Origin of the sequence: Prosthecobacter sp. (assembly GCF_044222345.1) — a bacterium.
Lineage (GTDB): Bacteria > Verrucomicrobiota > Verrucomicrobiia > Verrucomicrobiales > Verrucomicrobiaceae > Prosthecobacter.
Window position 1 is genome coordinate 1,167 of sequence record NZ_JBGANL010000049.1, and the last position, 25,753, is coordinate 26,919.

25 protein-coding genes are annotated in these 25,753 nt (G+C 55.8%); 20 read left to right on the forward strand and 5 right to left on the reverse strand.

The genetic code is table 11. From position 1 onward, the window contains the following. From ACILSL_RS20995 to ACILSL_RS21080, 18 genes are all read left to right on the forward strand, one after another. A partial coding sequence (locus tag ACILSL_RS20995; RefSeq protein ID WP_395734023.1) for a class I SAM-dependent methyltransferase occupies positions 1-681 on the forward strand: 681 nt, incomplete at its 5' end. Between the two features lie 4 nt (positions 682-685). Continuing rightward, positions 686-1,615: a glycosyltransferase family 2 protein gene (locus ACILSL_RS21000; RefSeq protein ID WP_395734024.1), complete on the forward strand. Its 930-nt coding sequence runs from the start codon at positions 686-688 to the stop codon at positions 1,613-1,615. A gap of 113 nt (positions 1,616-1,728) precedes the next feature. Beyond that, on the forward strand, positions 1,729-2,574 hold the full coding sequence (locus ACILSL_RS21005) for an FkbM family methyltransferase (protein WP_395734025.1): 846 nt from the start codon (positions 1,729-1,731) through the stop codon (positions 2,572-2,574). Between the two features lie 425 nt (positions 2,575-2,999). Further along, positions 3,000-3,449: a hypothetical protein gene (locus ACILSL_RS21010; RefSeq protein WP_395734026.1), complete on the forward strand. Its 450-nt coding sequence runs from the start codon at positions 3,000-3,002 to the stop codon at positions 3,447-3,449. Positions 3,450-3,680: 231 nt separating this feature from the next. After that, the gene (locus ACILSL_RS21015) at positions 3,681-4,496 is read left to right on the forward strand and encodes a glycosyltransferase family 32 protein (protein ID WP_395734027.1); all 816 of its coding nucleotides are present in this window, start codon (positions 3,681-3,683) and stop codon (positions 4,494-4,496) included. Positions 4,497-4,591: 95 nt separating this feature from the next. Continuing rightward, positions 4,592-5,527, forward strand: coding sequence for a glycosyltransferase family 2 protein (locus ACILSL_RS21020; RefSeq protein ID WP_395734028.1), 936 nt, complete (start codon positions 4,592-4,594; stop codon positions 5,525-5,527). After that, the gene (locus ACILSL_RS21025) at positions 5,524-6,759 is read left to right on the forward strand and encodes a glycosyltransferase family 4 protein (RefSeq protein WP_395734029.1); all 1,236 of its coding nucleotides are present in this window, start codon (positions 5,524-5,526) and stop codon (positions 6,757-6,759) included. The genes ACILSL_RS21020 and ACILSL_RS21025 overlap by 4 nt, the downstream gene beginning before the upstream one ends. Then, positions 6,756-7,772 (forward strand): glycosyltransferase family 4 protein, encoded by a 1,017-nt coding sequence (locus ACILSL_RS21030; protein ID WP_395734030.1) that lies wholly within the window; start codon positions 6,756-6,758, stop codon positions 7,770-7,772. The genes ACILSL_RS21025 and ACILSL_RS21030 overlap by 4 nt, the downstream gene beginning before the upstream one ends. A gap of 108 nt (positions 7,773-7,880) precedes the next feature. Continuing rightward, complete coding sequence (locus ACILSL_RS21035) at positions 7,881-8,312, forward strand: class I SAM-dependent methyltransferase (protein ID WP_395734031.1); 432 nt, start codon at positions 7,881-7,883, stop codon at positions 8,310-8,312. Between the two features lie 159 nt (positions 8,313-8,471). After that, a complete protein-coding gene (locus ACILSL_RS21040) occupies positions 8,472-9,194 on the forward strand; it encodes an FkbM family methyltransferase (protein ID WP_395734032.1) in 723 nt (240 codons plus the stop codon). A 10-nt stretch (positions 9,195-9,204) separates the two neighbouring features. Then, positions 9,205-10,446, forward strand: a complete 1,242-nt coding sequence (locus tag ACILSL_RS21045; RefSeq protein ID WP_395734033.1) for a glycosyltransferase family 4 protein — start codon at positions 9,205-9,207, stop codon at positions 10,444-10,446. Positions 10,447-10,555: 109 nt separating this feature from the next. Beyond that, positions 10,556-11,992: a hypothetical protein gene (locus ACILSL_RS21050; protein WP_395734034.1), complete on the forward strand. Its 1,437-nt coding sequence runs from the start codon at positions 10,556-10,558 to the stop codon at positions 11,990-11,992. A 13-nt stretch (positions 11,993-12,005) separates the two neighbouring features. After that, positions 12,006-12,899 (forward strand): glycosyltransferase family 2 protein, encoded by an 894-nt coding sequence (locus tag ACILSL_RS21055; RefSeq protein WP_395734035.1) that lies wholly within the window; start codon positions 12,006-12,008, stop codon positions 12,897-12,899. After that, positions 12,900-15,206, forward strand: a complete 2,307-nt coding sequence (locus ACILSL_RS21060) for a glycosyltransferase (protein ID WP_395734036.1) — start codon at positions 12,900-12,902, stop codon at positions 15,204-15,206. A gap of 1 nt (position 15,207) precedes the next feature. Further along, entirely contained in the window at positions 15,208-16,419 is a 1,212-nt protein-coding gene (locus ACILSL_RS21065) for a glycosyltransferase (RefSeq protein WP_395734037.1), read from the forward strand. Positions 16,420-16,461: 42 nt separating this feature from the next. Beyond that, positions 16,462-17,469 carry a GDP-mannose 4,6-dehydratase gene (gmd, locus tag ACILSL_RS21070; protein WP_395734038.1) on the forward strand — a complete coding sequence of 336 codons (1,008 nt, stop codon included), beginning with the start codon at positions 16,462-16,464 and terminating at the stop codon, positions 17,467-17,469. Positions 17,470-17,475: 6 nt separating this feature from the next. Beyond that, positions 17,476-18,411: a GDP-L-fucose synthase family protein gene (locus tag ACILSL_RS21075; protein ID WP_395734057.1), complete on the forward strand. Its 936-nt coding sequence runs from the start codon at positions 17,476-17,478 to the stop codon at positions 18,409-18,411. Positions 18,412-18,526: 115 nt separating this feature from the next. Next, positions 18,527-19,744 carry a glycosyltransferase family 4 protein gene (locus ACILSL_RS21080; protein ID WP_395734039.1) on the forward strand — a complete coding sequence of 406 codons (1,218 nt, stop codon included), beginning with the start codon at positions 18,527-18,529 and terminating at the stop codon, positions 19,742-19,744. A 165-nt stretch (positions 19,745-19,909) separates the two neighbouring features. Here the strand turns inward: ACILSL_RS21080 and ACILSL_RS21085 are convergent, their stop codons facing one another. Then, positions 19,910-20,983, reverse strand: a complete 1,074-nt coding sequence (locus tag ACILSL_RS21085; RefSeq protein ID WP_395734040.1) for an alpha/beta hydrolase family protein — start codon at positions 20,981-20,983, stop codon at positions 19,910-19,912. A gap of 43 nt (positions 20,984-21,026) precedes the next feature. Then, a complete protein-coding gene (locus tag ACILSL_RS21090; protein WP_395734041.1) occupies positions 21,027-21,722 on the reverse strand; it encodes a zinc metallopeptidase in 696 nt (231 codons plus the stop codon). Positions 21,723-21,860: 138 nt separating this feature from the next. On the opposite strand from ACILSL_RS21090, the gene ACILSL_RS21095 reads away from it, so the two are divergent. Together ACILSL_RS21095 and ACILSL_RS21100 are read left to right on the forward strand one after the other, a co-directional pair. Next, positions 21,861-22,598, forward strand: coding sequence for a hypothetical protein (locus tag ACILSL_RS21095; RefSeq protein ID WP_395734042.1), 738 nt, complete (start codon positions 21,861-21,863; stop codon positions 22,596-22,598). Positions 22,599-22,689: 91 nt separating this feature from the next. After that, on the forward strand, positions 22,690-22,929 hold the full coding sequence (locus tag ACILSL_RS21100) for an acyl carrier protein (RefSeq protein WP_294399132.1): 240 nt from the start codon (positions 22,690-22,692) through the stop codon (positions 22,927-22,929). 473 nt (positions 22,930-23,402) lie between these two features. Here ACILSL_RS21100 and ACILSL_RS21105 read toward each other — a convergent pair whose 3' ends face one another. From ACILSL_RS21105 to ACILSL_RS21115, 3 genes are all read right to left on the reverse strand, one after another. Then, positions 23,403-23,726 (reverse strand): septum formation initiator family protein, encoded by a 324-nt coding sequence (locus tag ACILSL_RS21105; protein WP_395734043.1) that lies wholly within the window; start codon positions 23,724-23,726, stop codon positions 23,403-23,405. Positions 23,727-23,738: 12 nt separating this feature from the next. Next, positions 23,739-25,025 (reverse strand): phosphopyruvate hydratase, encoded by a 1,287-nt coding sequence (gene eno / locus ACILSL_RS21110; RefSeq protein WP_395734044.1) that lies wholly within the window; start codon positions 25,023-25,025, stop codon positions 23,739-23,741. A 264-nt stretch (positions 25,026-25,289) separates the two neighbouring features. Next, a complete protein-coding gene (locus ACILSL_RS21115; RefSeq protein WP_395734045.1) occupies positions 25,290-25,694 on the reverse strand; it encodes a hypothetical protein in 405 nt (134 codons plus the stop codon). Positions 25,695-25,753 lie beyond the last annotated feature (59 nt).

The window sequence follows — 25,753 nt, forward strand, 5'->3', positions numbered from 1 at the left end:
GATTTGGATTATTTGCATTTATCTGATCTGCTTTTGGCACTTAAATCACAAATTGTGCAGTCACCACACCTTGTTTTGGACTTGGGCTGCGGTGCTTCTCCCTATCGCTCGCTTTTTCCAAATGCTGATTATCGACGCGCGGATCTCGCCGGCACTGCGGATATTGACTTTTCAGTGGATGACGCGGACTCGATCCCTTCTGATTACTTTGATTTAGTGCTGTCCACCCAGGTGCTGGAACATGTTCGTGATCCTGAAGCCTATCTTCGCCTTGCACTACGCTGCCTGAAGCCAGGCGGCCGACTGCTTCTTACTACACATGGCATGTTTGAAGAGCATGCATGTCCCGAAGACTACTATCGTTGGACCGCCCAAGGCCTCGAACATCTCATGAAAGTGGCGGGCTTTGCAAAAGTGCGCTCATGGAAAGTGACGACACAGCAGCGTGCTGCAGCTTACCTCATCATGAGATATGGTGGCCTAATTGGTCTGAAACGGCCGACGCTGCTTGGATTCAGTGCCGCCGTATTAAACTGGTCCCGGCGTTTCTTGGCACCAGCGCTTCACCGTTGGCTGGACCGCCATGCGGGTGAATGCCGTGTTGTCGACTCAACAACCGCCGGACATGAACTCTACATAGTCGTGATGGTTGAGGGTTATAAACCAATCGCTAGTTCTTAATTGTTTGAAGCCTATTGTCTCCATCATCATCTGCACCTTGAACCGTGAGGAGGTGCTGTGCAACACATTGAGAAGTGTGGTCAGGCTGTTAGAGGGACGTCAGGATAGTGAATTGATCGTCGTGGATCAAACCTGCCGTCACACTGAAACGACAGAAAAGTGTCTGATTGAATTTTCCAAAAGTTTTCGGTGGGAGCGTGTTGACTTTACCGGTCTCACCCGTGCCCGTAATCATGGTGTCAGGCTCGCACACGGGGCTGTTGTTCTGTTTCTTGATGACGATGTCGAGCCTTCGCCCCGGCTCATTGATGAACACCTGACTTGTTACAATAAGCCCGAAATATGGGGCGTTGGTGGCTGTGTCCTGCTGCCTGGCAAGCGAAAGCTTTCTCGTGGTGACCTGGCATCTTCCGAACTGCGTGAAATTGAAACCGACCGCAGCAACCGGTTTGATCTGGACTGGTCGCGCACCACGACCTGGGCATCAGGCTGTAATATGTCCTTTCGGCGCGAAAAGCTTTTTGAAGTGGGAGGTTTTGACGAGGCCTATTATGGTGTTGCAGTGGGCGAGGAGGTTGAACTGTGCTGGCGTCTTTGCCAAGCTGGAGGAATCATCGTTTATGCGCCAGATGCAGAGCTTGTGCATTTAGTCAATCCTACCGGGGGGTGCAGAGATGCCTATAAAGGGGCTGAAATGACTGCTCAGTTTTTGGATAATCAAAATTACCACCTGAGGAGGATTGGAAAAAGCAGGTTTTTTCGTTGGAGGGCATTGTTCAGCCAGTGTCGAATAATTGCGTTGAATAGGGCCTCTTTGCGTGATGGAACATGGATTGAGAGGCTTAATTGGTGCTGGCGTGGCTTGTGTCGAATTTTGCAGTCCTCAAGACGTTTGCCAGTGAGAGGTCTTTTACGCGTAGATTTAACAGAGTAGGGGAAGCGGGATCGAACCGGTATGCAGTGCGCGCGAGTTCGAGAAAAGGAAAATAAGTACTTAACCAGTTAACCATGATGAGCTTATTGAGCTTTGTCAGACATGAATAAATTATGAATGAATTAACGTCGGAGACACAATGGTTTGGCTGTGGCCTGCGAGCGAAAATGATTGTAGCCTTAACCCGGTGGTGGCCATTTCGCCGGGGTAAAAGCGGGGTGTTGCGTATTCTAACTCGCTGGTTTTATCAAGGTCGTTTGCCGTTGCGTCACCTTCAGGGCGCCCGATTGCGGGTGGATGTGACAGAGTATCTGGGGCAGATGCTCGCTCAAACGGGGGCCTTTGAGCCCAAAACGTTGGCGCTTGCCTGCACACTGATGAAGGATGGCGGATGGTTCGTGGATGCCGGTTGCAACTTTGGCATCTATACCTGCGTGCTGGGCTCTATTCCGGGGTGCCGCGTTTTGGCGATAGACCCGTCTCCCAAAGCGCTTGCGCAACTGGAACTCAACCTCGCGTTGAATCCTGCTGTGGACTGCACTCGGATGTATGCGGCCTTGACTACGACCGCACAGATCGTTCATCTTGAAGTTCCTTCCCAGAATCTTGGGTCGACCAACACAAAAACGTTGACCCCCGGGGGCGATGATCAAAAAGTCTTATGTTGTGGTATACCGGCAAGTCAGGCGCTTGAAGCTGCTCACTGCACTCCCGTACAACTGTTAAAAATCGATATTGAGCGTGGTGAACTCTCAGCGTTGCGCGGGTGGGATTGGTCTGAGAAAGGACGACCTCGCAATATTCTGTGCGAACATCTCAACCTTGAAATGGAAGACGTGGAAGCAAAAATGCTGTTTGATTTCCTGATCTCCAAAAACTATCAGCCGTTCACCGTGGATGGACGACCTTGGAATCAGTCCCAGCCACTGCCCGAATGCAATCTTTGGTGGCGCGGATAATTAAAATGCTGGCTAAATCACGAATTTTGCGGGCTTTCAAAATGGAGCTGCGCAGCATGGGATGGATAAAAAATGTTGTTAACCCGCACACAGTTCATGGAAATAAGAAAAAAACTCCGTGCGATTTATACTCGCATCCCTCTGCTTGGTGATCTGAAGCTTCTTCGTGAATCTATTGTGCAACTCAGTCATGACGTACATCTGACTCGAACGTTGCTTGCTTCCTATGTCACTGATCGAATTGGCATGAGCAATGAGCGTTATGCGCAGCCTCGCCGCCTGTTGCGGTATGCCCATCAAGTCTGCTCCCAGAATGGGGAGGACGGCATGATCAGTGAAGTATTCCGTAGGATAGGAGCGGGGAACAGGATTTTTGTAGAAATCGGGGTTGTAATCCTGGCTGCTTGCAGGGATTGGTTACTTTCGTGACACGAGAAAATGCCGCCCAACTGCTCAGTCAAATGAATGTGCCCGAGGAGATCGATTTGCTCTCGATTGATGTGGATCAAAACACTTACTATGTCTGGGAGGTGCTGGCCCAGTACCGCCCGCGCCTGGTTGTGGTGGAATACAACGCGGCCCTTCCTCCGAACGTCGACTGGAAGGTGGCGTATTCAGCTGACAAGATCTGGGATGGAACCATGAATTTTGGTGCCAGTCTCAAGGCTCTGGAACTCCTTGGACGAAAGCTGGGTTACTCGCTTGTGGGCTGCAATCTGACCGGTGTGAACGCGTTCTTCGTCAGGGATGATCTGGTGGGGGATCTTTTTGAGAATCCCTTTACTGCCGACAATCATTTTGAGCCTCTGCGCTATGCCTTGAATCACCGGGATGGTCATATGCTTTCCAGTTTGGATCGCAACAGTGTGGGTTGATCATTCATTGCCAAAGTCTGCGCCACGTGTCCCACGTTGTTCATTCCTCACATCGTTCTGTTTGTCAGGAGGCCTATGAATGCAACGAACCGGAGGGGATTGAAGCACATGGCGGGCTTACCTGCGATCACCTCCAATTGCATCTAGTCACGCATTTAAAACCCGCTAAGAAACACTAAGCCGACATGGAGCGAACAGCCCGACCGAAGATTAGCGCACTCTGAGCTTTATATGATTCCTAATATTATACATTTTGTATTCGGGCTTTCATCTGACTTCGGAGGAAGGCCGTTTTCGTTCATTCACTATCTGGCGATCAAGACAGCCTGGGAATGTAACAAGCCGGAAACAATTTTCTTTCACTATGCGCATGAACCGTCAGGCGAATGGTGGGATCTTGCCAAACCATTCCTGACGCTCAATCAAATCGAGATTCCGACGGAAATCTTCGGAAATCCTCTGATGCATTATGCTCATGCGGCGGATATTATTCGGCTGGAGGTGCTCCTCGAACATGGAGGGGTGTATCTGGACATGGATGTTCTGACACTGTGTTCATTTGCTCCGCTCTTGAGACATCCTTCTGTGATGGCACGTGAGCGGCCAGGCGGTCTTTGCAACGCGGTCATTTTTGCAGCGAAGGGGTCGGAATTCATCCGCCGCTGGTATGATTCATATACCAGCTTTCGATCCAAGGGGAAAGACGAGTTCTGGAGCGAGCATTCAGTGGAAGTCCCATTTCAGCTTGCGACCGAAAATCCTGAATCCGTCCACGTGCTTGGCCAGCGTGCCTTTTTTTGGCCCACGTACCACCAGTTCTGGATGTTGTTCGGAGTCTCGTCGAAAAGGAGTTTTTTGGAAAGAATGGTGGGAAGGCTCATGCAGCCCGTGGTTTATTTCAGCATCAAACGACAGGCTTTTGGGCTGCATCTTTATGAAAGCATTTGGTGGGATCGCTATTTGCGTGACATGACGCCTGAGAAAGTCGTGGCAATGTCTTCACCTTTTGGCTGGTTGTTTCGCAGGTACTCCAAAAGTTTCAAGTGAACGGGACTGAGCCGGGTTATCCGTGTTCGTTTTTAGAACTGGGTGGACCACAGAGGGTTCTTAGAGCGGACTGCCGCTTTCTAAACATGCCGCATATGACACGAGTATCGCTGATCATTCCCACCTTCAACCGCGGAGTCGTGCTGGTGAAGACAATCCAGATGCTGCTGGCGCAAAAGACGCGTGCTCATGACATCGTGGTCGTGGACCAATCGACTGAGATTTCGCCGGAGGTTTCCAGCCAGTTACAGCAGTGGCACGCAGAGAAGATGATACGCTGGATTCAGCAGAAGGAGCCCAATGCATCCAAGGCCCGCAATCGTGGAGCATTGGAGTCGTCCGGGGATGTTATTGTGTTCTTGGATGACGATATTGAGGTGGCTGCCGATTTTGTGACTTCGTACCAACGTGCTTTCGAAGAGCCCGGGGTTCTGGCGGTTTCCGGCCAAGTTCTCGAAGGAAACCGTGAAACGGTCGCAACGCTGGATTCCCGTGCCTCAGATCCTGACATCGGCTGGATGTTTTGCAGGCGCAACTACGACAAACCCCTGATTGGCAACTTTGTGATGGCTGGGAATATGGGGGTGCGCCGATCTGAGTTCCTTGCTATCGGTGGTATGGACGAGCGCTTCATGCGTGGAGCTTTTCGTGAGGAATCCGATTTTGGCCTGCGATGGTGGAAAAGCGGACGGGTGATCCACTACCGACCTGATGTGAGCTTGTATCATCTTGGTGCAGCAGTTGTGATGGATGGTGGTGCACGACACTGGACTCGTGAGACGCATTGGATGGGTTGGCATCACTACTTTGGTTCCTGGTATTTTTTATTGAACCATGCGACATGGAAGTCTCTTCCTTATCTTTTAGCCGTGGATCTTCGCAGTGCAGGTTTCAATAAACGCACTTTGAAGAAGCCGTGGATGATCCCTGTGCATGTTTGTCGGTGGCTCTCCGCTTTTCCCTATGCCTTCTGGTGCCGTTGCACAGGTGCTAGGCTGATCGGTAAAGGTCATGGTTCTTATTCCGAATGAATAATGCGCAAGGACATGGCGGAATTGAACTCGCATATATGGGGGTTCATGAAATTTTTCAGATGGCCATTGCTGCAGAGGAGATGGGATGTCTATCCGGCTTGCAGTGCTCCATTTTTGATGCTCCGGGCAAGTGGGGGCGGCTGTTCTCACACTTTACCTACCTGCCTTCCGCTTTTCCGCTTGGCAGCGAGGCGCTTCCTCCGGGCAAGCTCCATGAACTGCCGCTGCCCCAGCTTGCCCGGCAGATTATCAAAAAGGTCTTCAAGAACAAACGCATTGACCCTTTGCCTTATCTTCAGGCCTTTGAGCGCCGGGCCGCCCGGCGCTTGCGTCACAGCGATGCCCGCATCGCCGTGGCGGCAGAAACCTGCGCTTTAGATTATTTTCATGCGGCCAAGGAACGTGGCATGCGTTGTGTGCTCGACAGCCACGGTATTCCGGCCCCGTTTCTTGATGCGGCCTTGCAGCGTGCTGCCGCAGAGTTTGGTCTGCCTGCGCCTCCACCTTGCGATTCAACGGCGATGAGCGAACACAAGCGGCAGGAGCGAGAACTGGCTGATGTCATCGTTTTTTGTTCCGAACTGCAACGGAAGCACTGGGTGGAATTGGGGGTGCCAGCAGAGAAGTGCCAGGCCATCCCTCTGTGGGTGGATACCGACTTCTGGAAACCGGAGCCGCGCAAGTGTGCTGAAGGGCAGCCTCTCCAAGTGGCGGCAGTCGGCTGCGGCAGTTTAGCCAAAGGACTGCCTTACCTTCTCCGGGCGGTTGCTCCTATTGGTGGGTCTGTGGCCTTGACTTTGGTGGGACAGGTAGATGCCGCCATGCAGCCCCTGCTGCAGCGGTGCGCCATCCAGCCGCGCTGCCTGCCCTACATGTGCCGTCCGCAACTGCGTGACTTTTTGAATTCGCAGGAGGTGCTGGTCATGCCTTCGCTGGGGGATTCCTTTGGTTTCGTGGCTTTGGAGGCCATGGCCTGCGGGCTGCCGGTGATTGTGACTACCCACTGCGGGGTGCCCGTGCCAGATCCTGCCTGGCGGGTGCCTGCGCTCGATAGTTCCGCGATTACTGAACGCCTGAGTGGATATGAGGAGGATCGGGAGTGTGCGGCAAGAGAGGGACGTGAAGCCAGCTTGTTTGCCGCGCAGTTTTCACCTCAGCGTTACCGGGATCAGGTAAAGGATGTGTATCGTGGCCTGCTTGCAGCCAATTCGGAGGGTTTCCTGCGGTGAAAATTGTCATTCATTCTCCAGCGTTTCCCCCTCAGATCGGAGGGTTGGAGGAGATTGCACGGCTGTGCGCCGTTGAACTTACGCGTCAAGGGCATGCTGTGACCGTTCTTTGTGAAACCCCTAATGAACCTCCTGTGGAGTTTCCATTCGTTGTTCTGAGGAAAGCCTCGTGGCGAGAGAAATGCCGGGTAACTCGTGAGTGTGATGTGTTTCTCATGTTCAACATGAGCTTGAAAGGACTCCCTTTGCCCATGCTATTTCGCAAGCCTTTGGTCATCAGTCATCAGGGCTGGTATGGGGCAGAACCGGAAGATCTTAATCCGAGGGCACGCTTCAAACGGTTTCTTTCCCGACGGTTTGCCACCAACATCGCCTGCAGTCAGGCTGTGGCAGATTATTTGGGGGGGGCTGTAACGGTGATTCCCAATGCCTACAATGATAAGCTCTTTCACCTCCGTGAAGGTATCCTACGTAGTCGCGACATTTTGTTTGTGGGGCGTTTGGTTTCGGATAAAGGAGCAAGCCTTCTGGTCGAAGCCGTGGCTCGACTTGCAAAGGACGATGTTTGTCCTACAGTCAGCATCACGGGAGTCGGGCCAGAGGAGCAAAACTTACGACAGCAGGTAACGCAAAGCGGGCTGGATCAGCAGTTCGTATTCACCGGGCCCCTGCGTGGAGAAGCGCTGGCGCGCCACATGAACGCTCATCGAATCCTCGTCGTGCCATCTCTCTGGGCAGAGCCCTTTGGAATCGTTGCGGTTGAAGGCATAGCCTCCGGGTGCATGGTCATTGGATCGGTACGCGGAGGTCTCAAAGAAGCCATTGGCGTGTGTGGCATTACTTTTGAAAATGGCAATGAACAGGGGCTTGCGCGTGCATTGATGGAATGCTTGGGCCGTGAGTGCTCAGACGACCATCACCGCGTACTCTCTGCTCGTCATCTGAAATGCCATGAGGTGTCCTTCGTGGTATCTGCTTACGTGCATGTTCTTAACACTGCGGTCAGGTATTAAATGGTTGGCAACTCCTTAATTAGCGCTTCTGGGTTGTTGCGCACTTTATTGTGCACACTAAAGTATTGGAGTATGGTGCTAGCACCGGCAACGCTGTTGCAGCGTCTTATGAATGCCAACTGCCAAGGTGTTTTGACGGGAGCGAACATTTTGCCCCGCCCCATCTGGCTCACCCCAAGCATTGGGTGGATTCAGTCTGATCTCATTCAGAGCACGCATCTATTTGACGCCAGCCTTGATGTCATTCTTACCACGGAGGTTATCGGGAATCTGGAAAATCCGAGCGCGGTGGCTCGGGAATTTGTCCGACTTTTGCGCCCCGGAGGCCGAGTCGTGCACACGACTCTGAACCAAGAGAGCATCTGCTCTTTTTTCTATTTGTTGGTAAATGGCCATTTCGTGGTTTTTCACAATTCCTGCTACCCTGCTCATATCACGGAATTGCTACGGACAGATTTACGGCGCATTTTTGCAGAGGCAGGATTACAGAACATCCAATTCAGTTTTACCGGGCACGGCGGTATTCCGAAGTTGACCTAGATAAACTGGCGGCAAGTGTCCATTGGGAGATTGCGCGGAGCGCTGTTCAGTGACAATCTGATGATGGTGGCCGTTCTGCCAAAATAAAAGCGAAAGCTGAAAATTTGGAGCTGGGCTTGGTATAGTGTCATGACGGCAATTATTTAACATTTCGCTTTGATGAGAAACTTCGCTCAGTGGCTTCGACGCTATCCTGCTTTTTTTGATCGCCTCAATCGTGTCAATCGTCGTTGGCGGCATGCTTCCCCCATTTATACTGAACTTGCTAAGCATCTACCAGCTGACAAGTCTTTCACCTTCCTTCAAATTGGTGCCAATGACGGGATTTCACATGATCCCTATCGAGAATTCATGATTCGCACCAATGCTCGTGGTGTAGCCGTCGAACCCGTGCCTGAAATTTTCACGGTTATGAAACGCAATTATAAAGCATACCCAAATGTCTCACCAGAGAACTGTGGCATAGGATATCCTGCAGGCCGTTGGCCATTCTATACTTATACTCCAGCATTTTTGAAGTCTAGAGTTGATTCCACTGAGTTGGCAGAACTCGCGAGTTTCTACCGGGAAAAATTAAGCTGCTTGCTCACTCCCAACATGGAGGAACAGAATGAGTGTATTCAGGAAATTTATATTCCCGTGCTTACTGTTGAAGATATCATGATCAAGCATGGATTTGATCGATTTGACTGTCTGTTCGTGGACTGTGAGGGGCATGAGGAAAACATCCTCAATCAACTCGATTACTCCGTGGTCAAGCCACGTCTGATAGTTTTTGAACACACCCATTTCGGTGAGCGGGCTGAGAAGATTGAGGCGCATCTCTCCGTCAGAGGGTTTGTTTTTACGCGTCTCAGTCATGATACAATTGCCTCACGGTGATTTATATTTTATGCAGATATTAATCTCTCATCTCACCGGAAACTTGAACAGTTCTGCTGCCGCTCTGGCTTATGCTGAACTTAGCATGCTGGCCGAATTTCACACCACGCTCGTGGTTCCGGCCTGGATGCGTTGGCTGAGCGTTGAGCTGGGTTGGAAGAGCGGAATTTCGAATCGTCGGCTTTTCCCTCGTTCGGTGCGCCCAATGTTGCGTTCACATCCCATGACAGAACTGCTACGGCTGGCTTGTCGGAGTTCCGCCAGATTGCGAAACAGTCGTCTTGGCAGGAATCATGGTTCCTTGGAGCAGGCCGTACAACGCTTCGACGCGGCGGTGGCCCGTTCGGTCGCGCAGAGTCAGGGATTGCAGGCAGTCCATGCCTACATGGACACGGCGGAGCAAACTTTTCGGGCGGCGAGAGCGCAGGGCATCCGAACAATTTATGAACTCCCCACGCCCTACTGGCGCTTCACCCATGATATTGTGGTAGTGGAGGCTAGAAGTCAGCCCGAATGGGCAATGACTCTGCCGGTCATGGATAAGAACAGCGAAGCCATGCAGCGGCGAGACCGTGAGCTACAACTGGCGGATGTGGTACTTGTCCCTAGCGAACTGGTGAGAGACAGCCTCAAAATGGCGCCCCCTTTTCCTGCCCAGGTCCATGTGGTCCCCTATGGCTGCCCGGAACTCCAAACTCCTATCACTCGTCCTCCCTCCACTCTGGCATCGCTGCACCCTCTGCGCGTACTTTACGTCGGCAGTCTGAACCAAGGGAAGGGGCTGGCCTATCTGGCTGAGGCGATGAACGGTTTGGAAGAACTGGCCACGCTGACCGTGATCGGCTCACGCACCAGTGTTGCTCCCTGTGCGGCCCTCAACCGCATGCTCTTGGAGCACCGCCACCTATCAGGACTCAGCCACGAGGAGGTGCTGACGGAGATGCGGCAGCATGATGTTCTTGTACTGCCCACCCTTTATGAGGGGCTGGCTCTCGTACTGCTGGAGTCGATGGCCTGCGGCCTCACTGTGATCACCACAGTGCATTCGGGCCTTGCAGGACTGATCGAGAATGGGCAGGAAGGTTTTATCGTTCCCATCCGAGATGCTACGGCCATCCACGATCGATTGCGGCAGTTGGCGAGAGATGCTGTTTTGCTGCAAACCATGCAGCAGGCGGCCCAAGCTTGGAGCAGAGTGCATTCTTGGCAGCGCTATCGTGAGCAGATTCGTGGTTTTATTACTGCAAAGTAGGCAACTTGCCACACCTGAAAAAACATCTGCTTTATCTTAGAAAAACGCAGGCAATGATGATTTGCAGCCGTCCTCTTTGCGGGTTTTAACGAGGTAATTCTTTACTGATATGAAACTGACTCTTCAACAAATGATGATGCTGGGTGCCGTTGGCACGTCGTTCATTGTCATCCTGGCCATGCTGAACTGGCGTCGGGCGGTCTATGCTGCGATGATTGTCGCACTGCTTGAAGGAGCCATCCGAAAATGGATTTTTCCACAAGGATCAGAGCTAGTCTATTTCTTTAAAGACATCATTCTGTTTGGGGCCTATCTCAAATTTTTCCTGTTTCCCGATCCCGACATCCGGGCCTGGAGGGTGCGGGTGCCCGGCACACTCATCACCATTGTCTGCATTATCCTGGTCATGTTTGGTGCCCTGAATACCAACATCGGATCCATAGTTCTGGCTGGTTACGGCCTCAAAATTTATCTTTGGTACATCCCGCTGGGCTTCATGATCCCGTTGATGTTCCGCAATGAGGAGGAGATGACAAAGATGCTGTTTCGATACTCACTCTTTGCCATCCCCATCTGCTTGCTGGGGGCCGCGCAGTTCGTTGCTGGTCAAGGCTCATGGCTTAATGTTTATGCTGCCAGTGAATTTAAGGGTGAGCATCAAGTGGCCACTTTTGGCGCGGGGGTGGAGGCTACTGCTCGTATTACCGGCACTTTCTCCTACATTTCCGGCCACGCGGTGTTTGTTCAATTTTTCTTCATACTTTCCCTGGGCTTGCTGACGGGCATTAATGACAAGCGGCGTTGGGTGTTGCTGCTGGGCAACCTGCCTCTGCTGGTGGCCAATGGTTTGATGTCCGGTTCCCGAACAGCTGTTTTCAGCATGCTCATTGTGGCGGCCATCGTGGGGGCCACATCTACGGTGTCCAAAATGGCCAAAGGCCGCAGCACGTTGCCCTATTTCCTATTGGGTGTGGTCTTGGTTGTGTTGGGGGTTAACGTTTTTTTCAGCAAAGCGCTGACAGCTTTTGAGACCCGGCGCACGTACGCGGGTGACGGCACCATCGACCGTATGTTGTATCCGTTCTACTCAATGGCATTTGCTGCCAAGGAGGTGGATTTGATGGGCTTTGGAATCGGCATGTCCCATCCGGCATCCATGGCAATGCGTAGCGCCCTGAAGATCGACCCGCCGAAAAAACGCTGTCCGGTCTATGATGCAGAAACTGGGCAGGTGCTGGCGGAGTTGGGCTGGCCTGGCTTTCTGATCTGGTATATTTTCCGCATGGTGATGGTGTGGCAATGCTGGGTGGCTTTTAAACGTTCTCCCCCTTCCATGTTTCGTTCCCTGGCACTCGGCTTTTTCTGTTACGAATTGCTGCTGCTGCCTGGCAGTTTCATCCTCAATCACACTGCCAACGTGTTTGGCTGCGCGGCGTGGGGTTTTTGCCTGATTCCAAACTTGGAATCTTTGGTGCACAGGGCGCGCTCTGCTCTTCAGCCAGCTCTGCGCGTTCGTGGTTCCCGAGTGCCGAGGCTGCACGGCTAAAGTACTGATTTCAATGCTAGGAAAAGCCATTCCCATCAGTGTTGCCGTACCTGCCTGTCGGCGGTTGGGGCTGTTGCGCACGACTCTGACCCGGCTGCAGGCTTGCGTTCCGCCGCCGAGGGAGGTTTTGGTGCATCTGGATGGCAACGATGCGGGGCTACGTATTTTGGTGGAGAGGGAATTCCCCAATGTGAAACTGCTGCATTCCTCCGAACTCATCGGGCCTGGTGGCGCACGCAACCGCATGATGCGAGAGGCGCGCTGTGAATGGGTGGCGCATTTTGACGACGATTCATTTCCTGTAGACGAGGATTTTTTCGCCCAAGCTTGGGAGCTGATTTCGCGATATCCCAAGACGGCGGTGTTTGCCGCTACGATCCTGCCAATAGAGTCTCACGATTCACAGGGGATGTGGTTGCAGGCTTACTACGTTGGCTGCGGCCATCTGATGAGCCGGGAATGGTTCTTGCGAACCAATGGCTATCTGCCTCTCCCGGTGGCTTACAATCTGGAGGAAGTGGATGTGAGCATTCAATTGCATGACCTGGGCGGCCTTTGTTTGCAGTCGGGTGCTCTGCGCGTGTATCATGATCATCCCGTCCCTCTGCGTGAAACCGAGGACACGCAGGTGGTGATGATGGTCAATACAGTACTGTTTCCTTTGCTGCGTTTTCCACTGCCTCTGCTGCCGCAGGCCTGTGGCAGTATCCTGCGTCGCCTGTTTCTATTGGCGCTGAGCGGGGAGTGGCGTGTTATTCTCCGGTCGCTTTGGGCGCTGCCTGCAGCCATGTGGCACTACCTCCCTCTGCGTATGCCGGTGCAGACGGCTACCGCCTGGTCCTGGCTGCTGCTGCGCCGTGTGCCGGTGCGGGTGGCTCCGGCTGTGGCTTTTTCCCTCTCTCTGTGAATGACTGATTCTGCGTCACATGGTCGCGCCCTGCAGGTCGCGCCACGCCTCAGCGTGTGCGTGGTTACTTATCTAACCTCCCCTTATCAGGCGGAGTTTTTCAATGAGATCGCTGCCAGTGGCGAGATAAGGCTGCGAGTGATCTACCTGCGCCGCCAGCATGATCAGCATCCCTGGGGACGAGTGAGGCTGAAGCACGAGCATCTGGTGTTGGAAGGCCAGTCTGAGGTGATAGGTCTGGCTTTCCACTGGGTGCTGGATGCGGCCCTGACGGTGTGCAATTACTACACGCATTGGTTTGCCCTGGCAGCCTTGCACCTCAGGCATTTCAGCGCACGACCTTGGGTGTTTTGGGGTGAGCGTCCAGGCTTCCTGCGTCTGGGCTGGTTTGGACGTCTCGCCCGCCGAGTGCTGCTCTATCCAATTTCGAAAAGTGCCGCTCCGATCTGGGCGATTGGGCGAGCTGGAGTGGCGGGGTACCTGAGTGACTGGGGGATGCACAAAAGTTATGTCAATCTGCCCTACTTTTCAGACCTGAGCCGTTTTCGCAGTCAACCACGCACAGTTCGGGCTGACGAACGTGTGGTGTTGTATTCCGGTATTTTGAATTTACGCAAAGGCGTGCTGGGACTGGCGGAGGGATTTCGGGCGGCCGCCCGGTTGCATCCTAATCTGCGCCTGATCATCCTGGGTTCCGGCCACTTGGAGCAGAAGATGCGTGTGATTCTTGAGCCTGTGGCGGCGCAAGTGTCGTGGGAGGGCTTTCGTGAGTGGCACGAACTTCCCGCCTATTATGCCCGGGCGGATGCCCTTTGTCTGCCCACGCGGCATGATGGATGGGCCATGGTAGTGCCAGAGGCGCTGGCTGCTGGCCTGCCTGTGATAACGACCATGGACGCAGGCGCAGCGTTGGAACTTGTGACTCATGAGGTCAATGGATGGCTGCTTCCGAATTCCGAAGCCAGATCGATTGAGAACGCCCTGCGAAGGCTGGCGGAGCTTCAGCCTGCAGAACTGGCTCGCGCCAGCGCTGCAGCACGGCATAGCGTCAAGGACCACACTCTGGATGAAGGGCGTGGCAGGTTTGTGGCAGCTGCGCATGAGGCAATGGCGGCCTTTCACTGCCGTCATGCAGGGAAGCGGGGCAAACAACGGCATCTTCTAATTACCGGGACCTATGCGCCTGACAGGCTGGAAAGCATGCAGCGTTACTCGAATTTGGTGGAGTCGGCGATCACTCCGACCTTTCCTGGAGTTGTCGAGCGTATGGACCCCCCCATCGTTTTTGGGGGGCGGCGATGGATGCCTGAATGGGTGAGGAAGCAACTCGGCTATTTCGATAAATACGTTCTCTTTCCCCTAGTTCTGCGCTTGCACGCGACATTCCAGGCTTGGCGGGGAGTTGAGACTTTAATTCATATCACTGACCAAGGATTGGGCCCTCTAATACCGTGGATGAATGGTTTCCGCGTCATCGTGACGGTTCATGATTTGATCGCTGTTCGAGCCGCCATTGGCGACATCCAGGGCATTCCTCGGGCTGCGTGGGGGAGAGGTGGATTTCAGAGGTTCATTTTCTGGGCGCTACGTTTTCCTTCGACTGTTGTTTGTGTCTCCGAGAAAACGTGTCGGGACTGTAAGCGTTTAGTGGGCCGAAATCATAGCTTTCATGTGGTGCTAAATCCTCTGGATCCTGCATTTAATGCGAAGGGTGATGTCGTAGTGGTCCCGGGGTTGCCCAAGTCTTTTTTGCTGCATGTCGGGAGCGGGCTTTGGTACAAAAACCGGGCGGGGGTGCTGCTCATTTATGCCGCCTTGCAAAGGCGATCTGGCTTTGAGTCGACACCGTCTTTGGTCATGATGGGAGCACCTGCTACGGAGACCGAGAGTAGATTGGTGGTGGAATTAGGGATCAGTGCCAGCATTACCTGGCTGAGCAAGCCGCCAACATCATGGATCGTTGCGGCATACGATCAGGCGCAGGCTTTGATCTTTCCTTCACTCGAAGAGGGGTTTGGCTGGCCGGTGCTCGAGGCCATGGCGCGTGGCTGCCCTGTATTCACTTCGAATCGTGCACCATTGACGGAAGTGGGTGGGGATGCGGTCGAGTACATAGATCCAGAGAACGTGGAACAGGCCGCAGGATTGATCTCTAACTGTTTGCGGCAGGGCGCACCCTGGCGCGAACAGAAATCTGCACAGGGACGTTTACGGGCACAGCATTTTTCGACTGAAGTCTTTTCGATGCAGATGTGCAAGGTCTATGAAAGCGTGATGCATGCCCAGCAAGACGAACAAGTTCCTTAACATGAAGTTGTCGATCATTCATGCCATTCACTCCATTGATCCCGCTCATGGAGGCACGACTGAGGCGGTAAGACTGCTGGCGTGGACGTCGGATTCGGTGAGAACCATAGTGTTGAGCTCTGATGATCCAGAAACTGACTGGGGCAGCGACTGGCCCTGCCAGGTGCGCCTGCTGGGGCCGGCGAAAACCAAGTTTGGCTGGACGCCGAACTGGGTGGCCGGACTGCGAGATCTGCTGCAGCCCGGCGCGGTCGTTGTCATACATGGCCTATGGCAATATCATGCTCTGGCCGCAGCCAAAGCGGCGCGTGCAGCGAATGTGCCGGTTATCATTTATCCCCATGGCATGCTGGACCCTTGGGCGCTCAGGCAGTCGCGGTGGTTGAAACGGGTGGCATGGTGGGCGTTCAATCGCCAAGTGTTCAGGCAGGCGGCTTGCGTATGCTTTACGACGAAGGATGAGCGCCTTCTGGCCGCACCCATGCTAGCAGCAATCCATGCGACACAGGTGATTGTACCGCTCGGGGTCGAAGAGCCGCCAGATTCAACGATGGTGCTGAAAGCTGAGTTTGCAAGCGCCCAGCCTGCGCTGGCTGGAAGGCGGGTGTTTTTGTTCCTTGGACGGCTCCATCCCAAAAAGGGGGGGGACCTGCTTCTCCAAGCCTTCGCCCGTTGGCAAGTAACTGATGACCCCGGAAGGACTGTGCATCTTCGTTTTGTCGGCCCGCCGTTTGCGACTCATTACAAGAAAGAGCTCGAAAGACTTTGCGCATCGCTTGGGTTGAAAATCGGTACGGATGTTTCTTTTGCGGGTGGAGTAACAGGGAGGGACAAATGGCTCGAACTGGCTGCGGCCGAAGTCTTGGTGCTGCCTTCACATCAGGAAAATTTCGGAATCGTGGTGGCCGAGGCGCTGGCGTGCGAAGTTCCAGTTTTGTTGTCCGACAAGGTGAATATCGCTCCTTTCATTGCAGAACATGGCGCTGGACTGGTGGCTGATGACACGGTGGCGGGCACTCTGCAGTTGTTGCAAGGGTGGTCACGCAAATCCGCTGACGAGAAGAAGGCGGCACGGCAGCTGGCGCGACAATTGTATGTGACCCAGTTTGCCATTCAAACCGCGCGCAGACGCTTTCTTGAAGCTGCGAAGGTGACAGCGGGCCAAAGAATGCCGTCAGGAGTGAGGAGAGTGCCTTGTTGTTTATTCGTCTGAAACGGTTGGTGTCAGACCAGATTCATTGATTATATCAACAAAATGAAAAAAGCACTCATTACAGGCATCACCGGCCAGGACGGTTCATATCTGGCGGAACTGCTGCTGGGGAAGGGGTATGAGGTGCATGGGGTCATCCGGCGTTCCTCAAGCTTCAACACGGGACGCATTGACCACATCTACCAGGATCCGCATGTGGACGGGGCGCGGTTGATTTTGCATTACGGCGACCTCGCGGATGCAGTTCAAATGGTGAAGCTGCTGTATGAACTGCAACCGGACGAAATCTACAACCTGGGGGCGCAGTCGCATGTGAAGGTGTCGTTCGACATTCCGGAATACACCGGGGATGTGGACGGGCTGGGCACGCTGCGCATTCTGGAGGCCATCCGTGAATCGGGGCTGTTGAAAAAGACGCGCTTCTACCAGGCCTCGTCCTCGGAGATGTTTGGCAAGGTGCAGGAGGTGCCTCAGACGGAGAAGACCCCATTCTGGCCGCGCTCGCCGTATGGCTGTGCCAAGGTCTTTGCGCACTGGCTCACGGTGAACTATCGTGAGAGCTACGGGTTGCATGCCTCCAGTGGCATCCTGTTCAATCATGAATCACCGCGCCGCGGGGAGACGTTTGTCACACGCAAGATCACCCGGGCAGCCGCGCGCATCAAACTGGGCCTTCAGGACAAGCTCCATCTCGGCAATCTGGATGCGAAGCGCGACTGGGGCTTTGCCGGTGAGTATGTGGAGATGATGTGGCTCATGCTACAGCAGGAGCAGCCGGACGACTATGTCATCGCGACGAATGAAACCCACAGCGTGCGGGAGTTTTGTCATGAGGCGTTTGCTCTGCTCGGGCTCGACTGGGAGCAGCATGTGGTGCATGACGCTCGCTACGAGCGCCCGGCCGAGGTGGATCTGCTCATCGGCAATCCGGAGAAGGCGCGCAAGCAGCTCGGATGGGAGCCCAAAGTGCGGTTCAAAGAGCTGGTGAAAAAAATGGTGGACGCCGATCTCAAGCTGGCTGAACACGAGGCCAGAGTTAAATCTCTCTAAAGCATGATGAAGCTGTTTATTTCCGGTCATACAGGCATGGTGGGGAGCGCGCTGGTGCGGCGTTTCCAAAAAGTTGCGGGCGTGTCCATCGTCACGCGCACTCGTCAGGAGCTCAATCTGTCTGATCAGGCGGCGGTCACGGCATTTTATCAGGCTGAAAAGCCCGATGCAGCGATCATTGCGGCTGGCAAAGTGGGTGGCATTCACGCCAACAGCACCTACCCCGCCGAGTTCATCTATGAAAATCTGGCCATTGCGACGAACTGCATCCACGGCGCCTGGAAGGCCGGGGTGAAGCGCCTCTTGTTCCTGGGCAGTTCCTGCATTTACCCGAAGCTGGCTCCGCAGCCCATGCCTGAGGACTGCCTTCTCACCTCGGCGCTGGAGCCGACGAATGAGGCCTACGCCATCGCCAAGATCGCAGGGCTCAAGATGGCCGAATACTACCGCAAGCAGTACGGCGTGGTCTATCACTCGGCCATGCCGACAAATCTGTACGGCCCCAATGACAATTACCATCCGCAGAACTCCCACGTGATGCCCGCGCTGATCCGGCGCTTTCATGAAGCGCGGCTGGCAGAGCTGCCTGAAGTGGGGGCCTGGGGCACGGGACGGCCGCAGCGTGAGTTCCTGCATGCGGATGATCTGGCAGACGCCTGCGCTTTTCTGCTGCAATTGGAAAATCCGCCGGATTTGGTCAACGTCGGCTGTGGCACGGATGTGACGATTCGTGAACTGGTGGAGATGGTGGCTGAAGTGGTGGGTTACAAGGGGCAGATCGTCTGGGACAAATCCAAGCCCGATGGCACGCCACGCAAACTGCTGGACACCACGCGCCTGAACCAGCTCGGCTGGCAGCCGCGTATCTCGCTCAGGGACGGTCTGGCGCAGACCTATGCTTCTTTCCTGGAGGAGATTCAGTCCGGCCGGCTGCGCGGCTAAGATTCGTGTTAAACGGCGCGCTGCAGGGCCGGTGGCGCAGACTTGGCTTGGATTGAGAAGTGTGTTCTTCCGAGACGTCCCTCATCATGAGCGGCGGTTGACCGTTTGCTAAGCCATGAAAATCCTTCTGCTCAACCAGTGCTTCCATCCGGATCACGTGGCTACGGCGCAGCATCTCACGGATCTGGCGCATGAACTGGTCCAATGCGGACATCAGGTGACGGTGGTGGCAGCCTCCCGAGGCTATGACAATCCGGACATTCGCTATCCTGTGCGTGAGACGTGGTGCGGCATCCGCATCCGCCGCATCTGGACGCCGGGACTTGGAAAGAAAGCCAAGTGGCGGCGCCTGGTGGATTTCGCCATCTTCTGGGGCAATGCCACACGCATCCTGCTCTTCATGCCGAGGCAGGACGTCACGGTGTGCCTGACTTCGCCGCCGCTCATCTCCACGCTGGGCACCGTCATGGCCAGGCTCAAAGGTGGCGCGGTGGTGCCGTGGGTGATGGATTTGAATCCGGATGAAGCCGTGGCCGCCGGCTGGCTGAAGGCCGGGGGCATTGTAGAGCGCACGCTCACGTTCATTCAAAACTGGAGCTTCCGGCGTGCCTCACGCATCATCGCGCTGGACCGCTTCATGGCGGCGCGTTTGATGGCCAAAGGCGTGAGCCCGGAGGTGATTCACACGGATGCGCCGTGGTCGCACGATCAGACGATCCAGTACGATGTGGCGGCACGCGAGGCCTTCCGTGCGGAGCACGGGCTCACGGGCAAATTCGTCGTCATGTATTCCGGCAATCACAGCCCCTGTCACCCGCTGGACGCCGTGCTGGCCGCAGCACTTGAGATGCAGGGTGATGAGCGGCTGCATTTTCTGTTTGTGGGCGGTGGCAGCGAGTTCAAAAAAGTGCAGGCATTTGGGAAAGAGAAGGCACTCAAAAACATCACCTGCCTGCCGTATCAGCCGTTGGAGAAGCTTTCGGGATCGCTCTCAGCGGCGGATCTGCATCTGGTGGTGATGGGGGATCCCTTTGTGGGCATCGTGCATCCCTGCAAGATCTACAACATCCTCACCCTGGGCATTCCATTTCTCTTCATCGGGCCGGATCAAAGCCACGGGGCGGATCTGGCACGGCGGCTCCAGCAGCCGGCGCACGGGCGCGTGGCGCGCAACGGGGATGTGCCCGCCATCGTGCAGCAGATCCGCGAGGCGATGTCTCTCGGCACGCAGCCGGTCAATGCGGCAGCCAGGGCTCTCGGTGCCGAGTTTTCCCATTCCGTGCTGTGCCCAAGGCTGGTGCGAGTCGTCGAGCAGGCGGGTTCGCGTCATTAGACGTGTTCGAGGTTGTAGGATGGATGTGGCGGCAGTCCGCCCGTCCATGAGTGCGCTGCTCACACAAGGGCTGGCGGGCGCCCTCGCAGTCGGGCGGTTTGGCGGAGGCGTGTGGGGCATTGCAATGTCTTCGACGCCAAACACCCCCAACCTACCTGAAGCCGTCTATGGAGCAGGCTGCAGCACGCGCTTGATGAGCTCGTAGCTGGCAAAGCGCTCGGTGTCTGGGAAGTCGTGGTCGGAGTCGGGGTGGGCGATTTGCAGGTGTGACTCCGCCTTGTGCAGTCTGAACAAGGGCAGAGCTGCGGCCGCGATTCGGTCCACGCTCTGCCAGCGGAAGTTCGCATCCCGCAGCGGCGCATTCACAAACACGTGGCGCGGGGCGAGGCAGGCGATGAGTTCGTAGTGGTCCCAGGGGCAGTCCTGCGGATGGCCGAGGTAGTCCGCCATGCGCAGCATGTAGCGCTCCTGCACGTAGCCCTTGATGTTGCCGCCGTAGTAGTCCAGCAGCGAATCAAAGCCGCAGCTTGAGACGATGACCTGGAGGCGGTCGTCAAACACGGCGGTGAAGATGGCATTGTGCCCGCCGAGCGAGTGGCCGATGGCGGCGTAGCCGTGGCTGCGATCCACGTAGGGCAGGGAGTCCAGGTAGTCGAGTCCGCGCAGGTTGTCCCAGATCGCCTTCATCGTGCCGCTGGGCATGTGCAGCGCTTTCAGATCGGGCTGGTAATCTGCCAGCAGCGGATAGCTCGGTGAGAGCGTGACGAAGCCGCGCTCGGCCAGTTCCTGCGCGTACTGCCGGTGCGGCTTGCCACCGAGCCCCACCACCACTTTGAAGCCGATCTTGTTTTCCGTGGGGTGCAGGCAGAGCACGGCGGGGGCTTTCGTGCCTGCGAGCGCCGTTTTGGGAATGCACAGATAGGCTGTGACCTTGCCGCCGGGCTGGGACGTGTAGGTGATGAGCCTGCGCACATAGCTGCCGCAGTCGGTTTCCTCCACGATCTGCGGCTCCAGTGCGCAGCGCAGCTCCGGGCCGGGCAGGGGACCCGCGACCTGCTGAAACCCTGCCAGCGCCTCCGCACGGCGGCCCGCCCATTCAGCGGCGCTGGTGGCGGTCTTGGTCGTGCCGTCCTTCGCATGGTATTCGAGGAGGTTCGTACGGCTCAGTCCACGAATTGGTGGAACATCCTCCGCATAGGCGAGGCATGGCAGGGCGAGGGCAAATAAAACGCGGCGCATGGAGATCATACGCCGCGTGAGAGCGATTTATTAACGGGCCGGCTCAATCATCCCTGCGGTTCCCACCCAGCAGCATCATGGCGTAGTAGAGGAAGGTGCCCAGTGCGCTGATGAAGGCGGCCACGTAGGTCAGTGCGGCGGCGTCCAGCACCTTGCTCATCGCGGCGGTTTCCTCGCCGGGAGCCACGGCTCCGGTGCTGGCCAGCACGCGCTTGGCACGGGCGGTGGCGTCAAACTCCACCGGCAGCGTGATCAACTGAAACAGCATCACCACGCCAAAGCACAGGGCCAGGATCGGCAGGGCGATCTTGGGCGCAAAGTAGATAAGGCCAAAACCAACGAAGGGAATGATCTGCCCGGCGATGGTGGTGATGCCCACCGCCGCCATGCGCCACTGCAGCGGTGCATAGAGCTGCTGGTGCTGGATGGCGTGGCCGCACTCATGTGCAGCCACCCCCAGCGCGGCCACGTTGGTGCCGTAGTAGTTCTCCTCGCTGAGCATGAGCTGCTTGTTCGAAGGATCGTAATGGTCGCTGAGCTGGCCCGGGATCGGGTTGATGGTCACATCACGGATGCCGTTGAGGTCCAGGATGCGCTGGGCGATCTGCGCGCCGGAGAGTCCGGAGCGTGCCGGCACCTGAGAATACCTTGCATAGGCGCTCTTCACACGCCAGGAGGCAAAGACGGACAGCGCCATCGTGCCAAGGAAGAGCAGGAGATAGAGAGGATCAAAGTACATGGTTCTTGATTGGGGTTGCCATAGAATACGCACACCATGCCCGCTTGGGAATCGCGCGGGCATTGCAAAACTGCGCGTAGTTTGTCACACAAAATCCCGTGTTGCTTCCCCACGAGGCTGCGATTGAATCCGTCGTTCATGGAAACCGCCCCCACTTCTCCCGCATTGGCCTCGGAGCCGATCATCTGCCGCGTCACATCCTGGTACTACCGTCGCATGGGCATGCTGGGCGGGCTGTTCCTGATCTTCGGCCTCGTGTTTCTCCATGACGGGGTGAGGGGGTATCCCCAGGAGCTGGCCATCGCGCAGGAGAAGGAAAAGTTCATGAAGGAGTTTCTGCCCTCGTTTGAAGCCGCTAAGAAAGAGGGGCGCCTCCCGCAATGGATGGAGGATGCCAAGGCCAGGGGCATGCCCACCGGCGTGGACGGGGATTCACCACGCTGGAAAAGCTACGCTGCGAAGAAGGGCTGGCCGGAGGAGCCCAAGCTCTACAGCCAACGTGAGATCGCCGAGCAGTTTTATTATGCCTACGGCTGCTTTGCGGGGGCGCTGATCGCCGGCATCCTCATTCTGTTGAACCGCAGCAAGACGCTGCGTGGCGAGGCGGAGTACTGGGTGTCTCCCGAAGGTGTGCAGATCCGCTACGCCGATGTCTTCCGCGTGGACAAGCGCAAGTGGGAGCACAAAGGGCTGGCGTATGCGTGGTATCGCACGCAGGGCGGTGCCGAAAAGCGTGCGGTGTTTGACGATCTGAAATACGACGGCGCAGGCAAGGTGCTGGAGCGTTTGCTGGCTCGTTTCAGCGGCGAATTGATCGAAAAAGTCAGCGAAACGACAGGCGCAGAATCCACATCCACAGCGATGGAAAAATCATGACACTACTTTGAGTTTGAAAAAGGCGGGAATTTCCCCTTGCCAAAGCAAATGCAGCCGCTAAAGCTCCGCCCCATCCCAACACCCCCAATCTATGGCTGAAAACATCACAGAAAAAGTTAGAGACATCATCGTTGAACAGCTTGGCGTGAATCCCGAGCAGGTCACCCAGGAAGCTAAGTTCATCGAAGATCTCGGTGCCGACTCCCTCGACACCGTTGAGCTGGTGATGGCCTTCGAAGAAGAATTCGGCATCGACGTCCCTGACGAAGAGGCTGAGAAGCTTCAGTCCGTGGGCGACGTCGTCCGCTACGTCGAAGAAAACGCCGAGTAATCCCGGTCTTTGTTAGAACTTCAAAACAGCCAGGTGGTTCATTCCGCTTGGCTTTTTTGTTGGTTGTTTGCTGGGCAGGGTTTGCCGTGCGATGGAGGCTTTTCGTCTGCGGCGTACCTCCACAGAAGCGCGGAATTTATTCCGCAGCATTTCGCAAGCCCCCATGCCGCCGCTTTCGCCTCCAGCATCGCCGTTCCATCGCGCGTGCGGGCCGCATGGTATGCGGCAGGCAGGCTGATTCTTGGCTCCAAGGAGATTGATTCGTGCTCATGAGCCTGGCGCTTCGAAGGAGAGCTGCGGAATAATTCCGCGCTCCTGCTGTGTTTTGGAACTGCGATTGCATAGCGAGGAACGAAGCCTCCTCTTGCCGATGGCTCCGCCATCACTGAACGACTTGGTTCCGCTGGGTTTGCTACGCCACGTGACCCTCGGCACCTCATCAAAGCGGCGTGTTCCGCCAGCATTCCTGCCTTCTAAAACCTCAGCACATACTCGCCTTCCTTCTGCAGATGCAGGCGGTCACGGGCGGCCATTTCGAGGTAGGCGTTGTCGTTTTTGATCCACTCCATGCGGCGCAGGAGCTTGTCGCGGTCGGATTGCAGCACATCGCGCTGCTCTTTGAGCATTTCCAGCTTCACGCGCATCGCGTTCTGCGTGTCGATGGGGTTGTCACACAGGACATACACCACGGGCACAATGAGCAGCAGCAGGACGAAGCGGGCGAGCTTGAGGAATGCGCGCACCCAGCCTTCCCAGCGGGACTGGGGTTCGGATGCGCGCACTTCTCGGTAGTTCATCGGGTCTTGGTCTTAGACTTTCATGCGACCGCCAAAGACGGCGTTCTCACCCAGTTCCTGCTCGATGCGCAGAAGCTGGTTGTACTTCGCGATACGATCGCTGCGGCTCATGGAGCCGGTCTTGATCTGGCCGCAGTTTGTGGCGACGGCGAGGTCGGCGATGGTGTAGTCTTCGGTTTCACCGGAGCGATGGCTCATGACGGCGGTGTAGCCGTGGCGGTGGGCCAGTTCGACGGCGTCGAGGGTCTCGGTGAGGGAGCCGATCTGGTTCACCTTCACGAGGATGGAGTTTGCCACCTTCTGGTCGATGCCCTTCTGGAGGAATTCAACGTTGGTCACGAAGAGATCGTCGCCCACGAGCTGGGTGTTATGACCCATTTCCTTGGTGATGGTGCTCCAGCCAGCCCAGTCGTTTTCGGCGCAGCCGTCTTCGATGGAGATGATCGGGAACTTCTTCTGCAGCTCGGCGTAGTAGGCCACGAGTTCGGCGGCGGTGCGCTCGGACTTGTCGGACTTCTTGAAGACGTACTTGTTCTTGGCCTTGTCGTAGAATTCGGAGGAGGCCACGTCCAGGGCGATGCAGATGTCTTCACCGAGCTTGTAGCCGGCCTTGTCGATCGCCTGGGCGATGACTTCGAGGGCGTGGTCCGCGCTCTTCAGCGTCGGGGCAAAGCCACCTTCGTCACCGACGGCAGTGCTCAGGCCCAGATCGTGCAGGATCTTCTTCAGGGCGTGGAAGACTTCGGAGCCGTAGCGCAGCGACTCGGAGAAAGTCGGGGCGCCCTTGGGCATGATCATGAATTCCTGGAAATCGATCGGGGCATCGGAATGCGCGCCGCCGTTGATGATGTTCATCATCGGCACCGGGAGCACCTTGGCGTTCGGGCCGCCGATGTACTTGTAGAGGGGCTGGCCCAGCGTGGCGGCAGCCGCCTTGGCCACGGCGAGGGAGACGCCGAGGATGGCGTTCGCACCGCACTTGGCCTTGGTCTTGGTGCCGTCGATTTCGCGCATCGCGTTGTCGATGCCGACTTGGTCGAGGGCGTCCGCGCCGATGAGGGCGTCAGCGAGTTCATTGTTCACAGCGTCGACGGCCTTGAGCACGCCCTTGCCGGAGAAACGCTTCTTGTCGCCGTCGCGCAGTTCCAGCGCTTCGTGTTCGCCGGTGCTGGCTCCGGAGGGGACTGCTGCACGGCCCATGGCACCACCTTCGATGTAAACATCCACTTCAACAGTGGGGTTGCCGCGTGAGTCAATGATTTCGCGTCCGACGATGCGTGCGATGTTGAGTTCGTCCATGAGGATAGATTATTTAAGTTTTGCTAATAATTAGGATTTTTCAAGAAGGTTTCTCGAAATCTCCGGGGGACAGGCTTCATACACGGGCAGAGCGGGCGCTCAAATGGTAGTTTTTTGACGATGAAGCAAGATGTGGGCCTGAATGGCCTTTGTCAGGGGAGGGGAAATCCTCTCAGGACTGGAGGAACCTCCATGGGGAAGTCCTAAAATGTTTTCCACTACGGGTTTGGTGCAGGCATTTTGTGGCCGGTTTGTGCAATGGTATTAGGTCCAGTCGGAGAGCTCCATTATCGCTGCGAGTTCGAGCGGATGGCGTGCTTGCAGAAGAAACTCAGAATCCGCGGGCAGACCGGGAATGGTCAAAACCAAAGAAGGATCGGCGGAGCCCGCTTCCTGGCGAATGGTGTAGGAATGAAAGCCGACGAGCGAAGACGCAGGGTGGCCGCCTGGAAAGATCGGGTCCTGGAAGCGGGTCTCGATGTGAAGGATGCGAAAAGTGTTTGTCTCAGGGCACGCATGCCAGCGGAAGGTGTCGAAGCGATACAGCCACCAGCCGTTGTAAACGAACCGCCCACGCCCGCCCGTTGCGAAGATGAACCAAAAATCATGCGAACCTCCACCATGACCATTGGCATGACCATTGACCCAGGCGCCGATGATTTCATTCATGTGGGAGTGTGCAGCAACGCTGAAGATCTCACGGCAGCACTCTGAGTGCAATCACAAAC

What these genes read in the sequence shown, in the direction of transcription:
- ACILSL_RS21050 (WP_395734034.1), top strand. Translation starts at nt 10,556, where the DNA reads ATGAAACTGACTCTTCAACAAATGATGATGCTGGGTGCCGTTGGCACG.
- ACILSL_RS21040 (WP_395734032.1), top strand. Translation starts at nt 8,472, where the DNA reads ATGAGAAACTTCGCTCAGTGGCTTCGACGCTATCCTGCTTTTTTTGAT.
- ACILSL_RS21060 (WP_395734036.1), top strand. Translation starts at nt 12,900, where the DNA reads ATGACTGATTCTGCGTCACATGGTCGCGCCCTGCAGGTCGCGCCACGC.
- ACILSL_RS21105 (WP_395734043.1), bottom strand. Translation starts at nt 23,726, where the DNA reads ATGAACTACCGAGAAGTGCGCGCATCCGAACCCCAGTCCCGCTGGGAA.
- ACILSL_RS21055 (WP_395734035.1), top strand. Translation starts at nt 12,006, where the DNA reads ATGCTAGGAAAAGCCATTCCCATCAGTGTTGCCGTACCTGCCTGTCGG.
- ACILSL_RS21065 (WP_395734037.1), top strand. Translation starts at nt 15,208, where the DNA reads ATGAAGTTGTCGATCATTCATGCCATTCACTCCATTGATCCCGCTCAT.
- ACILSL_RS21015 (WP_395734027.1), top strand. Translation starts at nt 3,681, where the DNA reads ATGATTCCTAATATTATACATTTTGTATTCGGGCTTTCATCTGACTTC.
- ACILSL_RS21025 (WP_395734029.1), top strand. Translation starts at nt 5,524, where the DNA reads ATGAATAATGCGCAAGGACATGGCGGAATTGAACTCGCATATATGGGG.
- ACILSL_RS21035 (WP_395734031.1), top strand. Translation starts at nt 7,881, where the DNA reads ATGAATGCCAACTGCCAAGGTGTTTTGACGGGAGCGAACATTTTGCCC.
- ACILSL_RS21090 (WP_395734041.1), bottom strand. Translation starts at nt 21,722, where the DNA reads ATGTACTTTGATCCTCTCTATCTCCTGCTCTTCCTTGGCACGATGGCG.
- ACILSL_RS21075 (WP_395734057.1), top strand. Translation starts at nt 17,476, where the DNA reads ATGAAGCTGTTTATTTCCGGTCATACAGGCATGGTGGGGAGCGCGCTG.
- ACILSL_RS21045 (WP_395734033.1), top strand. Translation starts at nt 9,205, where the DNA reads ATGCAGATATTAATCTCTCATCTCACCGGAAACTTGAACAGTTCTGCT.
- gmd (WP_395734038.1), top strand. Translation starts at nt 16,462, where the DNA reads ATGAAAAAAGCACTCATTACAGGCATCACCGGCCAGGACGGTTCATAT.
- ACILSL_RS21085 (WP_395734040.1), bottom strand. Translation starts at nt 20,983, where the DNA reads ATGCGCCGCGTTTTATTTGCCCTCGCCCTGCCATGCCTCGCCTATGCG.
- ACILSL_RS21095 (WP_395734042.1), top strand. Translation starts at nt 21,861, where the DNA reads ATGGAAACCGCCCCCACTTCTCCCGCATTGGCCTCGGAGCCGATCATC.
- ACILSL_RS21100 (WP_294399132.1), top strand. Translation starts at nt 22,690, where the DNA reads ATGGCTGAAAACATCACAGAAAAAGTTAGAGACATCATCGTTGAACAG.
- ACILSL_RS21005 (WP_395734025.1), top strand. Translation starts at nt 1,729, where the DNA reads ATGAATGAATTAACGTCGGAGACACAATGGTTTGGCTGTGGCCTGCGA.
- ACILSL_RS21115 (WP_395734045.1), bottom strand. Translation starts at nt 25,694, where the DNA reads ATGAATGAAATCATCGGCGCCTGGGTCAATGGTCATGCCAATGGTCAT.
- ACILSL_RS21020 (WP_395734028.1), top strand. Translation starts at nt 4,592, where the DNA reads ATGACACGAGTATCGCTGATCATTCCCACCTTCAACCGCGGAGTCGTG.
- ACILSL_RS21080 (WP_395734039.1), top strand. Translation starts at nt 18,527, where the DNA reads ATGAAAATCCTTCTGCTCAACCAGTGCTTCCATCCGGATCACGTGGCT.
- eno (WP_395734044.1), bottom strand. Translation starts at nt 25,025, where the DNA reads ATGGACGAACTCAACATCGCACGCATCGTCGGACGCGAAATCATTGAC.